At 37.5% G+C, this 15,313-nt stretch carries 10 protein-coding genes and 3 pseudogenes; 6 read left to right on the top strand and 7 right to left on the bottom strand.

Features of this window, described 5'->3' with window-relative positions; translation table 11 throughout:
• Positions 1–93: 93 nt before the first annotated feature.
• On the bottom strand, positions 94–540 hold the full coding sequence (locus JCM12304_RS16765; RefSeq protein ID WP_060681712.1) for an OsmC family protein: 447 nt from the start codon (positions 538–540) through the stop codon (positions 94–96).
• A 198-nt stretch (positions 541–738) separates the two neighbouring features.
• On the opposite strand from JCM12304_RS16765, the gene JCM12304_RS16760 reads away from it, so the two are divergent.
• Entirely contained in the window at positions 739–1,431 is a 693-nt protein-coding gene (locus JCM12304_RS16760) for a Na-translocating system protein MpsC family protein (protein WP_060681711.1), read from the top strand.
• A 109-nt stretch (positions 1,432–1,540) separates the two neighbouring features.
• On the top strand, positions 1,541–1,708 hold the full coding sequence (locus tag JCM12304_RS19425) for a hypothetical protein (RefSeq protein WP_019376698.1): 168 nt from the start codon (positions 1,541–1,543) through the stop codon (positions 1,706–1,708).
• A gap of 80 nt (positions 1,709–1,788) precedes the next feature.
• On the opposite strand, the gene JCM12304_RS16755 is transcribed toward JCM12304_RS19425, so the two are convergent.
• The 3 genes and pseudogenes from JCM12304_RS16755 to JCM12304_RS16745 all read right to left on the bottom strand — a co-directional run bounded on the left by JCM12304_RS16755 (position 1,789) and on the right by JCM12304_RS16745 (position 5,143).
• Positions 1,789–2,148: a DUF488 domain-containing protein gene (locus tag JCM12304_RS16755; protein ID WP_060681710.1), complete on the bottom strand. Its 360-nt coding sequence runs from the start codon at positions 2,146–2,148 to the stop codon at positions 1,789–1,791.
• 196 nt (positions 2,149–2,344) lie between these two features.
• A pseudogene (locus JCM12304_RS16750) lies at positions 2,345–3,126 on the bottom strand (TerC family protein).
• A gap of 274 nt (positions 3,127–3,400) precedes the next feature.
• Positions 3,401–5,143, bottom strand: coding sequence for a phospho-sugar mutase (locus tag JCM12304_RS16745; RefSeq protein ID WP_060681709.1), 1,743 nt, complete (start codon positions 5,141–5,143; stop codon positions 3,401–3,403).
• A gap of 179 nt (positions 5,144–5,322) precedes the next feature.
• Between JCM12304_RS16745 and JCM12304_RS16740 the strand changes: the two genes are divergently transcribed.
• Positions 5,323–6,405: an AI-2E family transporter gene (locus JCM12304_RS16740; RefSeq protein WP_082388067.1), complete on the top strand. Its 1,083-nt coding sequence runs from the start codon at positions 5,323–5,325 to the stop codon at positions 6,403–6,405.
• A 48-nt stretch (positions 6,406–6,453) separates the two neighbouring features.
• On the opposite strand, the gene JCM12304_RS16735 is transcribed toward JCM12304_RS16740, so the two are convergent.
• A complete protein-coding gene (locus JCM12304_RS16735) occupies positions 6,454–7,290 on the bottom strand; it encodes a GNAT family N-acetyltransferase (protein ID WP_060681707.1) in 837 nt (278 codons plus the stop codon).
• 103 nt (positions 7,291–7,393) lie between these two features.
• Between JCM12304_RS16735 and JCM12304_RS16730 the strand changes: the two genes are divergently transcribed.
• Entirely contained in the window at positions 7,394–7,573 is a 180-nt protein-coding gene (locus tag JCM12304_RS16730) for an SE1832 family protein (RefSeq protein ID WP_040956607.1), read from the top strand.
• A gap of 39 nt (positions 7,574–7,612) precedes the next feature.
• On the opposite strand, the pseudogene JCM12304_RS16725 reads toward JCM12304_RS16730, so the two are convergent.
• Positions 7,613–9,477: pseudogene (locus JCM12304_RS16725) on the bottom strand (cation:proton antiporter).
• 332 nt (positions 9,478–9,809) lie between these two features.
• On the opposite strand from JCM12304_RS16725, the gene brnQ reads away from it, so the two are divergent.
• Positions 9,810–11,114, top strand: coding sequence for a branched-chain amino acid transport system II carrier protein (brnQ, locus tag JCM12304_RS16720; protein ID WP_019376706.1), 1,305 nt, complete (start codon positions 9,810–9,812; stop codon positions 11,112–11,114).
• Between the two features lie 282 nt (positions 11,115–11,396).
• Positions 11,397–13,532 (top strand): DNA helicase RecQ, encoded by a 2,136-nt coding sequence (gene recQ, locus JCM12304_RS16715; RefSeq protein WP_060681706.1) that lies wholly within the window; start codon positions 11,397–11,399, stop codon positions 13,530–13,532.
• Positions 13,533–13,612: 80 nt separating this feature from the next.
• On the opposite strand, the pseudogene JCM12304_RS16710 reads toward recQ, so the two are convergent.
• Positions 13,613–14,856, bottom strand: a pseudogene (locus tag JCM12304_RS16710) (aminopeptidase).
• Positions 14,857–15,313 lie beyond the last annotated feature (457 nt).

Below are 15,313 nucleotides of genomic sequence, written 5' to 3'. Positions count from 1 at the left end.
CTATATTCCGAATCACTGAATAACCTTAACATATATATCAGAACCAATTAAAAAGCCCCTCTTCCGTTAATTAACGAAAAGAGAGGGCTCCTCTTATCCTACTCTAATATCTGCTTCCAATTCGATTTCTACGTTTCCTTGAATCGCTCTGGAGATCATGCAACTTTTTTCTGCCTTTTCCACTAGCTTTTTAAGTTGATTAATTTGTTCCTCAGTCGCATTTTCCTTAAGCGTAACCTCAGGCCGATGAATGATCTTCTTATACGTAAATACTCCTTTTGTCACATCTACAATACCTTCTGAATTTAATCCCATATTTTCTAAAGGGAGCTCAGCGCGTTCTATCATTGCAGCAAGCGTTATTACATAGCAAGTTGCAGCTGCTCCAAGTAACATTTCATCTGGATTTGTACCAATCCCCGGTCCATCCATTTCAGGAGGGATCGATATTTTTGTTTTTAAGTTTGTAGACTCAATAAAACCATCACTATTCCGTCCACCAGGCCAAGTAGCCTTTAAATGAAAATGATGTTCTGCCATTTTATCACCTCTGTCTCAGAATAGCAGAAACAGAAGGAAAATTAGAGTAAAAAGCGAGGTAAAAATAAAGATTAATTATTGTTTTATTACAAACACTATTATTTAGCCATGTTTGGTTTTCATTCATTGGTGGTAATGTTAGACTAAAAACAGGGAATGTAAAATAATGTGCGTTCCTCCAATAAAGGATGATAGTAATTGAATACTAAAAGTCAAGCTTCTATAATTGCAAGCTCTGTTGGTAAATTATTGCGAGACAACTTCGGAAAGGGTCCTGGGTCTATCTATGTTTCCATCAGCAAAGGTTTTGTAACAATGTATCTGCAAAACTTTTTAGCCCCAATGGAACGTATTTTGTTAAACCAAAAAAATAATTTAAAGATACAAGAGACCAGAGATCTGTTGATGAAGGAACTTATTCCCGAAATAAAATGGATTCTTACTTCAGAATTACAAACAAATGTAAAGTCAATTCTTTATGATTGGGAATTGGAAAGGAAATCCGGAATTATTTTTGCTGAGTTAGAATCAAGTGAAAGTGAAGTTGAAGAGGAAGACCTTGATTATCCAGCAAAAGAGAAGCTTCACGAGGAGGTTAGACGCTTTACAGAAAAAGCGCAAAAAACCCCAAAACACTTAGTTTCTTACAAACTAAACGATCGTACGATCATTTCAAAGCGAGAACAAATTTTAGTATTAATTGAGAAAGAGCTTATTAAATCAGGTTTTTCTGAACAGCTAAGATTATCAAAAAGAAAATTGGAGAAATCCTTAATAAATATAGATTATATAGAGAGTGTCTTAAAACAGGAAATCCAGGATGTATTTGTAGACTGGGATTTTGCTGAGGATGCTGGATACGTTGTATTTATTTTAAAAACAACTAAATAGTTGGTGGGAATGTCAGGACAATAGCGCCTGGGCATAAGCCGAGAAGAGGAAATTCTCTTTTCGGCTATTTTTTTGTTTTATTTTCAGGGGAAGGAGGGATTTAGAAATCATGTATAAAGTAGTGGCTATTGGAACAAATGAAGTAAATGCAGATATGGCCTTCGACGGAAAGGTAATTACTTTTCATTCCTATGAAGAAGCTGAGTTGTTTTTAAAAGAGTCTCAACAGAAAGTGTTTCTTCCAGATAACTATAAACTTGTTATAAAAAAAGAATAAGTGAGACGAAGCCGTTCGCGCATTAAACTATGCTGGGGTATCTACCCAGCATAGCGAGAGTGCAGTAGCGTTGATAGAGATTACTGTCTATCGAGAATTTCTTTTAAAACAGCTGCCTGATTATTGTTTTCATCTTTCGCTGAAAACAATAAAGTAATATGCTTGTTATGCTTTTTAGTTAAATCTTTTAGTTCTTCTAGTTCTTCATTTTGGTCTCCATTTTGAAGTTCTTCTTTATATTTCTTCTTAAACTCAGAAAACTTTTCGGGGTCATGGTTAAACCATTTGCGGAGTTCGTTGGATGGACCGATATTTTTCATCCATTCGTCCAGATTGGCTGATTCTTTAGACATACCGCGAGGCCATACACGGTCCACAAGTACGCGAAAGCCATCGTTTTGATCCTCTTCATTATAAATACGCTTTATTTGTACAGGCATTCTATCTCCTCCTTACTATCCCATTACCCATTGCATAGCAAACGGAAACACGAAGCAAGCTTTCCGCCATTTTAGAACGTCTCTTTTAAAAGATAGTTTCTTCTAAAGTAGAACTAATTAAATCAGTGAAAAGGGAATCTACACATATGCAGTTCTATATAAAAAAACACCTACCTGACAGGTAGATGCTTTTCTATTAGCTTAATTGTTCGTCTTTGTTCTCTTTTACCCCAGAAGCAAACCATCCGATAACCGCAATAGCTACTAACACAATATAGAAAGTTAATTTCCATATTGTAGAATGTGGGAAGTGTTCCGGAATCCAAGCTACATCCGGATGTGCCATTACAATAACAGCTAACTTAATTCCAACCCAACCTACAATCACAAAAGCTGCTATCTCAAGTCCTGGTCGCTTATGAAGCAAATCAACAAAGATGTTTGCGGCAAAACGCATGATAATCAGACCAATCATACCGCCAGCAAAAACTACAGCAAATTGTGCTGTATCAAGCTTCCTACATGGCCAAGATCTGTTGGTGGCAGAGCAACTGCCAAAGCTACTGCCGCTAGAATTGAATCAACGGCAAAGGCTAAATCAGCAAACTCGACCTTTAAAACAGTCATCCAGAAGCCATTGCCTCTCGCAACCTTTGCCTTTTCCTCTGCTTCCTCTTCTTCTTTCTTCCCTGACTTTAACTTTCCATACAAATTCTTTATAGAAATAAATAATAGATAAGCGGCACCTAGTGCTTGTACCTCCCATACATCTACGAGAAATGAAATGATAAACAAGGAACCAAACCGCAATACAAACGCTCCTGCCAGTCCATAAAAAAGTGCTTTCTTCCGCTGCTTTTCAGGAAGATGCTTTACCATAATAGCCAAAACTAATGCATTATCTGCAGCTAGAAGCCCTTCTAAACCAACTAAGACAACGAGCACCCATAGGTATTCCAACAATAAATCTGCACCCATTACTTAACCTCTCCTCAATATAAAAAAGTTCCTACCAACAGGTAAGAACCAAAAAGAGACCCTTACCTGTTAACGGTAAAGGTCTCGCAAACAACGTCCGTTGCCAATAAAGCCGGAGAATAAATTCTCGTAATGACGACTTTAATTGTACAGCTACTCCCCTTTAGGAATATTACATTCCTTAATTAAAAACTATAAATGAAAAAATGTCAACTAAGGACCTTACCGATCTACATATTTTTTAAGTAGGATACCCTTATTTGAATATCTATATTCATCTTTTTGTTCTAATTTGCTCAATCATTTCGTCCATGGCATGCTTAATCAAGGTTAGTTTTCTTTCACTATCTTGTTTTGATTCTCCACAAACACCGTAATAATATTTAATTTTAGGTTCTGTACCAGATGGACGGAGGCATACCCAACATTCGCCTTCCAATATCAGTTTTATCATATTCTCCTTTGGCAGTTGAATTGTTTCAGCTTCTGCTTTGCTTGTTAGAAATTTCCTTTCACTTTGTAAGTAATCCTCTGCCACTTCTACTTTAAGGTCAGCAATTTTCGTTATTGGGTTATTTCGAACAGCTTCCATAATTGCTGCAATTTGCTCCGTACCTTCTTTCCCTTTTAATGTGAGAGAAGACATCCCTTCCATATAGTAGCCGTGTTCTTCATACAATACCTCTAAGGCTTCCAACAATGTTTTACCTTTTCCATTCCAATAATATGCCATTTCACTAGCCATTACCGCTGCCTGTACAGCATCTTTATCTCGCACAAAGGTGCTGATCAAATAGCCATAGCTCTCTTCATAGCCAAATACAAAGGTTTCACCCGTGGCATCAAATTGATGGATCTTTTCACCAATATATTTAAATCCTGTCAATGTATTTATTGTTTTAACATTGTACGCATCTGCAATCGCGCGGCCAAGCTCTGAAGTGACAACTGTTTTAATCATACGTGCACTTTTTAACACCATCGGATCACTGTGGGATAAAATATAATCAAGCATGAGAGCTCCGAGTTGATTTCCGGTCAAAACCTGATAATCGCCTGATTTATTTTTAACTGCCACACCTAGTCGATCAGCATCGGGATCAGTACCAAGTAGTATTGCCGCATCTGTTTTTTCCCCTTGTTCAATTGCCATAGTGAACGCTTGGTGTTCCTCCGGATTTGGAGAAGCTACAGTTGAGAATTCCGGGTCAGGTTTTGCCTGTTCTTTCACAACCTCCACATTGGTGAAGTTCAATTGTTCCAAGCCGCTCATCACAAGATCATGTGCTGTGCCATGTAGCGGTGTAAACACAATACGGAGATCTTTCTCCTTCTTTCGCGCTTCTTCATCCAATTTGGTAATGGACTGAAGTCTCTCTAAGTAACCGTGGTCCACTTCCTGGCCTACCCAATTTAGCAGTTCTTTTTGTTCCAATTCGCTTCTTTCCATTACAGGAACAAGTAGCTCATCTTCCGTATTCTGAATATAAGAAACAATATCAGCAGCCTGGTCTGGTGTGATTTGCCCCCCGTCTTCATTGTATACCTTAAAACCGTTGTATTCAGGTGGGTTATGACTTGCCGTTATCATTATCCCGGCTACAGTTCCTAAGTAACGTACAGCATAGGAAAGTAGTGGAGTAGGCCTTAATGATTCAAATACATATGCTTTAATCCCATAAGAACCCAATACTTTTGCTGCTTCCACTGCAAATTCCTGAGACATATAACGTGAATCATACGCTACTACCACACCACGGTCTTTAACGTTCACTGTGTTTTCAAGAATATAATTAGCCAACCCGTTAACAGCTTTACGAATGGTATAAATATTCATTCGGTTTATACCAGGCCCAAGTACGCCTCTCATTCCACCTGTACCAAAAGTTAATTCCTTATAAAACGCATCTTCTAATGCTTCATGATCATCTTTTAATTTTTCCAAATTTCCCCTGAGGTCCGGATCAAGATCTTGGTATCCGAGCCATTTTTCATACACCTTTTGCCAACTAGCCATTCTAGTACCTCCACAACTATGTATATATGGTCAAATTCTAGCATATTTTCATACAATATTCTATATAATGGGGTAGTTTAGGTTTTTTTATTGAAGGATATAATAAGAATACTTCCTATAATGAAGATAAAACGTTAAAATAATAATAATTAACTATGGTTACGAAAGTTGGGGTAAATGTGGCAAACAAACGCTGGTTTCAAATACTAGTATTCTTTGTATTAGTTTTTCTATTAATATGGCTCATTTCTAAAACGGAATTTATTTTTACACCCGTTTTTCAATATCTTGGTGCGGTTGCATTTCCTATAGTGGGAGCTGGCATTCTATACTATTTGTCGAAACCACTTATGCACCTGTTTGAACGGCTTAAAATTAATCGGATTTTTTCCATTGTACTTGTTTTCCTGGTTATTATTCTGCTTGTCTATTTGTTTATTAATTACATTGCTCCAATTGCGCAGACACAGTTTAATAATTTAATTGACAACATACCCGGTATGGTGGGAATGATAGAAGATTTTATTACATATTGGCAGAATAACTATACTGCTCTTCCAGACCAAGTGTTAGAGGCAGTACAAGACTTCACGGATAATATTCAAGCCTATGTAGAAAACATTTTGAATTCCGTATTTGGTTTTATTGGTCAGCTTATTGGAATTTTAACAGGACTTATTTTAGTACCTTTCTTCCTCTTTTTCATGCTGAAGGATGGGGATAAATTGGTACCATTTGTAACGAGAATTTTTTCACCAAAAAAGGCATCCAATATTAAGAGCTTGCTTGGAAAAATTGATGATACGTTAACAGCGTTTATTCAAGGACAGCTTATTGTCAGCTTTGCTGTTGGTGTGTTGCTGTTCATTGGGTATTTAATTATTGGACTGAAATATTCATTAACACTTGCGTTGTTTGGTATGCTAATGAATGTTATCCCATTCCTTGGGCCGTTTATTGCTGTAGTACCTGCGTTAATTGTTGGCGCTATTCAGGATCCGATCATGATACTTTGGGTAGCAATTGTCATGGTAGCCGCCCAGCAAATTGAGAGTAACTTAATCTCTCCAAATGTTATGGGGCGGGCACTTGATCTTCACCCATTAACTGTAATCACCGTAATTCTTGCTGCTGGCAGTATTGCAGGATTTCTTGGAATTCTCTTCGCAGTTCCATTTTATGCAGTAGCTAAAACAATCATTGTGCATTTTTACCACACCTACCAGGATACAAAAAAAGATAAAAATGATGCATTAATCTAAGAAAAAGGCTGGGACAACTTAGTTGTGTCCCAGCCTTTTTCTCTCCTATTATTCCATGGAGTAAACAGTAGATGAACCCACTTCATAGTACCCAATCATTTGATATATATGATTTGAAGTACTATTTGATTTATCTGTATACAAACTGCAAAACTGATAACCCTCTTCAAGGAATTGAGTACTTAAGGACGCCACAAGATCTGTAGCATACCCATTTCTTTTATAAGCATCTGGTGTGTAAACAGCATTAATCGTAGCCCCATGCTTAGTTGTACGAGATCTGTTAGCCATCGATACAAATCTACCGTTTTTCTTCCAAAGATAAGCAGATTGATTTTTTATAAAGCTTCTTGCAAGTGTCTCCGCATAAGACTTTGTAATGTCCTCATTCACTTCCTGTCCAAAGCAAATAAGCCACTTTACAAGTAAATTATATTGCTTTTCAGTGGCAGGTACTAACATACCTCCAGAAATAGGAGTGATTTTGACCTCGTCCAGCTGATAAATTAATTCATTCATGTGGATCTTGGCCTTTTTGCCTGTAATGGCCTCCCATTCTTTAACAAAATAAGATGCATACAGATCCGGGCCCAACACTCCTGGGATGTCCATATTTGTCCTGTTAAGAAATCTCACTATCTCTTGTACTACACTTTTATCTACGTTTTCCACATCTGCTAAAATCCAGTTATGGGGAGGTGTTTGCATAAAAGCATAAATTGCTCCTTTATCAATCTCTACTAATCCAAGGTGGCAATCTGACCTATTTTTCAAGATCCGATCAATTAACCCAAGCATTAAGTTGTTACAAGCTTCTTTATGTAGTAATAAGGATTCCACTTTTTTCGCATACTCTCTTACGGATGTTATGAACCTAATTTCCACTTAATCCCCCCTGTATTTATAAACTGTATTTATATAATGGTAACCGATATTCTTGTTTTGTAAAGGGAATTTCAGCTAAACTAAAAGCAGAGGTGATCAACGAATGACAAAAAAAGAATTGGAAGCTAAATTAGATGAATTGAAATCAGATTATGTAAGAATCCAAAGCGATATGGATAAATTAGAATACGTCCGTGGGAGAGTTTCTTCCGCAGAAGCACAGTTAATTCGCCTGGAGGGTGAAATCTCAGAAATCAACAAAAAGCTTGAAGCGTACGAGTAACATAATAAACCTAATTAAAAAGTGAAGCCTGTGATGGCTTCACTTTTTATTATTTCCATTTATGCTATTACGCTGATTTTCCAGTTTTGCTTCTATTTTTGCCTTTTCCTTATTTGGAGGTGTAAGGCTTATAATTGTATCTCCGACAGATGGAACTGTGCGCATTTCTTCTGAATAGAATTTCAACTGTCCTGATGGCTTAATTAAGTACAGAAATACAGTGGAATTATCTTTATCAGCTACATATTGCTTATAGTTGTACTGTGAAGTTAATGTCGTCTGTCTAAACACATAACCACCTGAAAGTTTATCATTTAAGTCGTCCATAGTGAACTTTTTATCAAACAAAATTCTACCTCCAACTTTAGAGACGATTTCCGTTGAATTGTTGACTTCAGAATGTGTATATGGACTGATTTTAAATACATTCGTTCTACCGTATTCAGGCATAAACGTCGTACATACTAATGCATTGTAGGCATGGTCATCTGTCATAGCAATCATATATTCATATGGAATAGTATCCAGATTATATTCTGTCTGTTCAGAAAGAATATTCCCATGATAGAAGTTAATTCCAGATTCCCTTACAGCCCTTAGCCGCTCCCAAGAAGAATCTACAATAATCACTGGAATCTTCACCTTTGTAAGTGTCTTAGCAAGCTCCACTGTAAAACGATTCGCACCAATTATTAACGTGCCTGGTCTTCCTTCCATGGAGAGATGAAGTTTCTTAGATAACCACCCAATAGAAAAACCATGAGCTATTACCGTAAAGAATACAAGCCCAAAGGTGAGTGTAGTTAGAATTTCAGCATCTTCGTAGCCCGCAGACTGAAGAATGGAAGCAAAGTATCCCGAAACTGTCAAAGCAACAATTCCACGTGGTGCTATCCAACCAACTAATACCTTTTCATTAAAGGACATCCCAGTTCCTATAGTCGACAGGAAAATAGATAGTGGTCGAACAATGAACATCATTAATAAAACATATCCTATAATACGTGGACTAAAAATCTGTAGTAGTGTTTCTACTTGTAGAGATGCAGTCAACATAATAAAAATGGTAGAAATAAGAAGTATGGAGATGTTCTCCTTAAAGTGTCGCATATCTGATATGGAACTAATCCCCATATTGGCCAATGTAATTCCCATTGCAGTCACAGATAAAAGCCCTGTTTCATGCATGATTTCATCCGCACCTGTAAAACATAGAATAACGACAATCACTACAGCAGGAGATTTTAGAAATTCCGGAATATGTCCTGTTTCAAACATCCAGCCAATTCCTCTACCACATGCCCAGCCAAAAATCACGGCAAATAGGGATGCTGTAAAGAAGAGAATCAATTTCGTTCCACTTGGGTCTGTTGCTGTCATAAAGGAAATAATCTCAAAAGCGAAAACTGCAAGCAGTGCACCAATAGGATCTACAATAATTCCTTCCCATTTAAGTATCTTGGCAGGCCTTGCTCTTAATTTGGACTGTCTCAATAACGGCATAATTACTGTTGGCCCTGTAACAATAAACAAGGCACCTATTATGAAGCAACTGCCCAAGAAAGACCAGCAATATAATGAGCTGTTAGAGATCCTAGGATCCAGGCAATAAAAGCACCTACAGTAGAGATACGAAAAACTGGCTTACCAAGACCACGAATCTCTTTAAAACTTAAATTCAAGCTTCCTTCAAATAAGATAATCGCCACTGCAACCGATATGATTGGATTATATAAATCACCAAAATCTTCTTCCGGGTTAAGGATACCAAGAATTGGCCCTGCCAGAAGGCCGGTGATGGACATGACAACAATTGCAGGCATCCGATAACGCCATGCTATCCATTGGGAGCCTATCCCCAAAAGACCGATGAGCATAACTTCAAACAAAAGAGATGGTACCATATCATACCCCCTATGAAACTAAATATAAAGTCATTCTATATGTGGAAGAAGAAATTGTAAACAAATTACTCCACATCTTTTCATTTTATAAATGATAAAGCTACTTTATTTCGCTCAAATCAACATTATACCTATTTTTTCCTTTTATAAGTTGTCACAAAGATGTTAGATATTAATTCCAGAGAAGATTGACAGTTTATATCACTTACTGTTAATATAAGTTCGTTTCGGTTTATTATTTCTGAACAATTTAACTTTTTTGTTTTCTGATAATATAGAAAATGATGCTAATTGAATGTATTTGCTATTACACGCAGGAGGCGTACATTACTATGAATAAAGATGTTTTTATTATTGGGTTTATGTTATTCGCACTATTTTTCGGAGCAGGGAATTTAATATATCCACCTGTACTGGGAATGGAAGCAGGCACTTCCTACCCTGGAGCCATCATAGGATTTGTTATTACAGGCGTCGGACTCCCTATTCTGGCAGTTACAGCAATTGCATTTGTTAAAAACGATGCCAGAGAATTAGCTAACCGGGTGCATCCTACATTTGGGATCATATTTACTTCTGTTATTTATTTAGCTATCGGTCCATTTTTCGGAATACCACGTGCTGCAACAGTGGGTTTTGAAATGAGTGTGGAACCATTTTTAACAAGTGATACCTCATCTATTGCATTATTACTATTTACGAGTATTTTCTTTTTATTCGTATACATTGTCTGTTTAAACCCTTCTAAAATGGTTGATCGTATTGGTCAATATCTTACGCCAATACTACTTATCTCTATTGTCGGGTTAATTGTTGGTGGCTTTTTTCTGTTAGATTCACCACAAGCTTCTCCAATTAACAAATATCAAGAATCTCCTCTATTTACTGGTTTTGTGGAGGGTTACCTTACAATGGACGCCATTGCTGCATTAGCATTTGGGATTATTGTGGTAAATGCCTTTAAGGAACGTGGGGTAGAAAACAGAAGCGATCTGGTACAAGCTACTTTAAAAGCTGGTGCAATTACCGGTATTGGGCTGATCGCCGTGTATTCTTCCATCGGATGGATTGGCACAAAAATGGCGAACAGTGGCACCTACACGAATGGCGGGGAAATTCTTTCTGCAGCTGCTAACTCTATGTTTGGTACACTTGGAGCTCTACTGCTTGGTGTTATTGTAACCCTTGCTTGTTTCACTACTTCCGTAGGGCTTATTGTAGCGTGTGGTCAGTTTTTCGCAAAAATAACACCTATTTCTTATCAATGGCTTGTACTTATAATAACTATAGGAAGTTTTCTAATTGCTAATCAGGGACTGAACACGATCATCAGCATCTCTGTTCCTGTATTGGTATTCCTTTATCCAATTGCGATCGTATTAATTTTACTTACATTTTTACACAAGTTATTTCATGGCAACCAAGGTGTCTATCGAATTAGTATCCTATTTACTGCTATTGTCAGTCTTTACGACGGAATGGCGGAATTTGGATTCGATATGTCTGCAATTACCCCAATAATGGAAAAACTACCTTTCTTTCAAATTGGACTAGGATGGCTGCTTCCTGCGATAATTGGTGGTATCATTGGCTATTTGCTAACAAAGAATCCATCTAAACCCTTCATAGAAAGCTGAGCATACATTCAGCTTTCTATATTTTTACATTAAAAATAAAAAAGATAAATGCTCCGTGCTGATGTACTCACTCTCCAAAGGGAATCTCCTCACCCAATAAGCGCCTGCGCTATAAAAACATCTGATATGTAAAACAATTATTCAAATACTCCACATTAGTGAATTATCCATAAACCAACACTCACATGGTAAATAGCCACATTTACAGTTTATTTCACGATAACTTAATGCTCATAAACGATGAAAATATGATAGGATAAGTAATGATAAAGGGGTGCAATAATGTCTACGAAAGAAGAAAAAATACTGCAAACATATTTTGGCTATGAAACGTTTCGCCCTGGCCAAATGGAAACAATTAATCATATATTACAAATGAATAACACACTTGCCGTTATGCCCACAGGCGGAGGTAAATCACTTTGTTATCAAATCCCCGGGCTATCTTTAAACGGAACTGCAATTATTATTTCTCCATTAATTTCCCTAATGAAGGATCAAGTAGATGCTTTACAATCCCTAGGTATTTCAGCTACTTACATAAATAGTTCACTTTCGTCAGCAGAACAGCAAACAAGATTACAAGATATTTCTGCAGGCAGATATAAATTTGTGTATGTGGCCCCAGAGCGTTTTGACTCCGGGTACTTTATTAATGTAGTAAAACGAATTAAATTATCACTTGTAGCTTTTGACGAAGCCCACTGTATCTCCCAATGGGGCCATGACTTCAGACCAAGCTATCGGTCTATTGTTCCTAACCTGCAAAAGCTGAATAATATCCCGGTTTTTGTTGCCTTAACTGCTACAGCAACAGAGGAAGTTATTTCTGATATACAACAATTATTGCATATTAACCATGTTATAAATACGGGTTTTGAAAGAGAGAATCTCTCTTTTCATGTAGTCAAAGGAAAAGACAAAGCAACCTATGTACGTTCATTTATTGATGAGCATAAAGAAGAGTCCGGTATTATTTATACAGCTACTCGTAAGCAAGCGGACAGTTTATTTGACCAACTTACCAGACGAGGAGTAAATGTCGCAAAATACCATGCGGGTTTATCAGAACAGGAACGAAAAGAGGCTCAATCTGCTTTTATCCATGATGAAAAGAGTATTATGGTTGCAACGAATGCATTTGGTATGGGGATTGACAAATCTAATGTGCGTTATGTAATTCACTATGCCATGCCGATGAATATAGAATCCTACTATCAGGAAGCCGGCAGAGCAGGCCGGGATGGCGAACATAGTGACTGTATTCTTCTCTTCTCTCCACAGGATACCCAATTACAAAAATTTCTTATTGAACAATCATTAATGGAAGAGGGAGCAAAACAAGGTGAATACCGCAAGCTACAGGCAATGATAAATTATTGCCATACACATGGATGCTTAACAACCTTTATTCTCGATTATTTTAATGATTCGGTAGAGAAGAAAGCTTGCGGACGTTGCAGTAACTGTGTTGAACGCCAAGAAAAGAGCGAAATAACAGAAGAAGCACAAATGATTCTCTCCTGCATCAAACGTATGGGAGAGAGATTTGGTGTAGGTATGACTGCAAAAGTACTAAAAGGATCAAAGGACAAAAAAATAAAAGACTTTCGTTTAGATAAAATATCGACGTATGGTATTTTATCTGCCTACACAGAAAAAGAACTTACAGAATGGATTCATTTTCTTATAGCAGAACAATTAATTTCTACGGAGGAAAGTAGGTTTCCTACATTAAAGCTGAATCAAAACTCTGTAGAAGTATTAAAAGGAAAAAGACAGGTTTGGATGTACACAACTCCTCTCCCTATTGGAGAAGAGGCGGATTATCAAGAAGATCTTTTTCAAAAATTGCGGGAGCTGCGTAAGAGGATTGCTGACGAAAAAAATGTCCCTCCATATGTACTCTTCTCTGACGCTACTTTAAAAGAATTAAGCCGTTATTTCCCTGTAACGAAAGAGGATATGCTTGCTATTAAAGGAGTAGGAGAGAAAAAGTATGAACAATTCGGAGAGGCTTTTCTATCGGTTATCCAAGTATGGCGGAAAGACAACCCTGATGTGAAAGAAAAAATAAGGATTGGGGACACACCAAAACCAAGAGAGAAAAAAATCACGGATGACAGACCAAGTCATATGATTAGCTACCAGTCGTTCCAATCCGGAAAATCCATAAAGGATATTGCCGTAATTCGGGATATGTCCAAGCAAACAGTAGAAGGACACTTATTTAAAGCATTTCACGAAGGATATCCCATTGCTTGGGGGATCTTCTTTAACGATAAGGAAGAAGCTGCTGTGTTGAAGGTTTGGAATGAAATGGATGAACCAAAATTAAAGCCGATAAAAGAAGCCTTGCCCGAAGAATATGATTATACTAAAATAAAGGCAGTGCTTGTGAAGAACGAGATAATGTAATTAAACAAGATCATCAATATAAGTATAAGAAAACCCACACGACTGGTATTTCAACTGTTCGTGTGGGTTTCTTAATAAAATTATTCACCTTTTATATTTAATGCCCATGTTCCATTTCTGAATACCGCTTCTGTAGAGCCATCTTCATGAACTCCGTCGATATCAAGTTCTTTAGAACCAATCATGAAATCCACATGTGCTAAACTGTCATTTACCCCATGCTTGTCCAATTCTTCATCACTCATCGAAGAACCGCCCTCCATATTAGTAGGATAAGCTTTTCCTAATGCAATATGGCAGGATGCATTCTCATCAAATAGTGTATTATAAAAAATTAAACCTGACTGGGACACAGGTGATTCATCGGGTACAAGAGCTACTTCTCCTAGTCTGCGAGCACCTTCATCCGAGTCAAGTAGATGTTTTAAAGTTGCTTCGCCTTGCTCTGCTTTAAAATCTACTACTTTTCCATTTTCAAATGTAAGCTGGAAATTATCAATTAAGCTACCACCATAATTTAAAGGTTTCGTACTTGCTACTGTGCCATTTACGCCATACTTATGCGGCATGGAAAATACTTCTTCCGTCGGCATATTAGGGTTAAAGGTAGTACCACCTTCTGTAACAGCAGATCCACCTTTCCAAATATGGCCTTTTGGTAGTTCAAGCTTTAAATCTGTCCCAGGAGCTTTAAAGTGAAGCAATTTATAGTTCTTTTTATTTAATATCTCTCTTGCTGTCTTTAACGTCTCATTATGTGCTTCCCAGGCTGCAACAGGATCTTCTTTGTCAACACGAACGATCTTGACAATTGCATCCCAAAGGCTCTCAATGGCATCCTCTTTTGATTTTTCAGGGAATATTTTTTGCGCCCAATCCCCAGTAGGTATGGAAATAATTGTCCAGGCAATTTTATCATTCATCGTATATTTACGGAAATTCTTCATTGCTTCTGCAGCTGCTTTGTTCGCCTTTGCTACACGGGATGGATCAATATCTTTTAATAGGTCCGGGTTCGTCGAACGAATATTTAAGATTGCTGCCCCATCTTCAGCAAAACTATCATGTAATTTAACCTTCCATTCCGGATAATCAGCAATCACTTCATCCGGTGCGTTTTCGTATTTAAGCAGGGTAAGCTCATCATCTACCAGTTTATGTGAACGTCTTTTGCTCCCATTTCATATGCTTTCCGAGCTACGATTCTGGTGAAGTCAGCTCCTTCAATTGGTGCATTAATCATTAATGCTTGATTCTCCTGAAGATTAACACCAGTTCGTAGTGCTAACTCTGCATATTTCTCTTGTATCTGTTGACTAACCATGATTTGACCTCCAAAAAAATAGAATTTTATCTCTATTTATTATTTCATACTTCTGTCAATTTACCAACTATCATATCTTAAATTGGGAAAAATTTTCAATTTTAATTATGAGATACCTTACACATCTTCAAAACCACTTTTACTAAAGAATAAGACCCGTGATTCAGCTACTCCGATTTTGCAGAGTAGAAGTGATTGAAACTGCGAACCAGCTGGGGAGCAATCCACCGCACATGAGATTAATCAGCTGCAGAGCACAAATATCCGCCGTAGAAGGGATTAATCGGCTGCAGAGCACAAATATTCGCCGCAGAAGGGATTAATCCGCTGCAGAGCAAAAGTATCCGCCGCAGAAGGGATTAATCCGCTGCAGAGCAAAAGTATCCGCCGTAGAAGGGGTTAATCGGCTGCAGAGCACAAATATCCGCCGTAGAAGGGGTTAATCGGCTGCAGAGCA

Source organism: Virgibacillus halodenitrificans JCM 12304 (assembly GCF_001310895.1).
In the GTDB taxonomy this organism is placed as follows: domain Bacteria; phylum Bacillota; class Bacilli; order Bacillales; family Amphibacillaceae; genus Virgibacillus_Q; species Virgibacillus_Q halodenitrificans.
The sequence above is the reverse complement of the archived record's forward strand: the minus strand, read 5'-3'. Positions and strand labels throughout refer to the sequence as shown.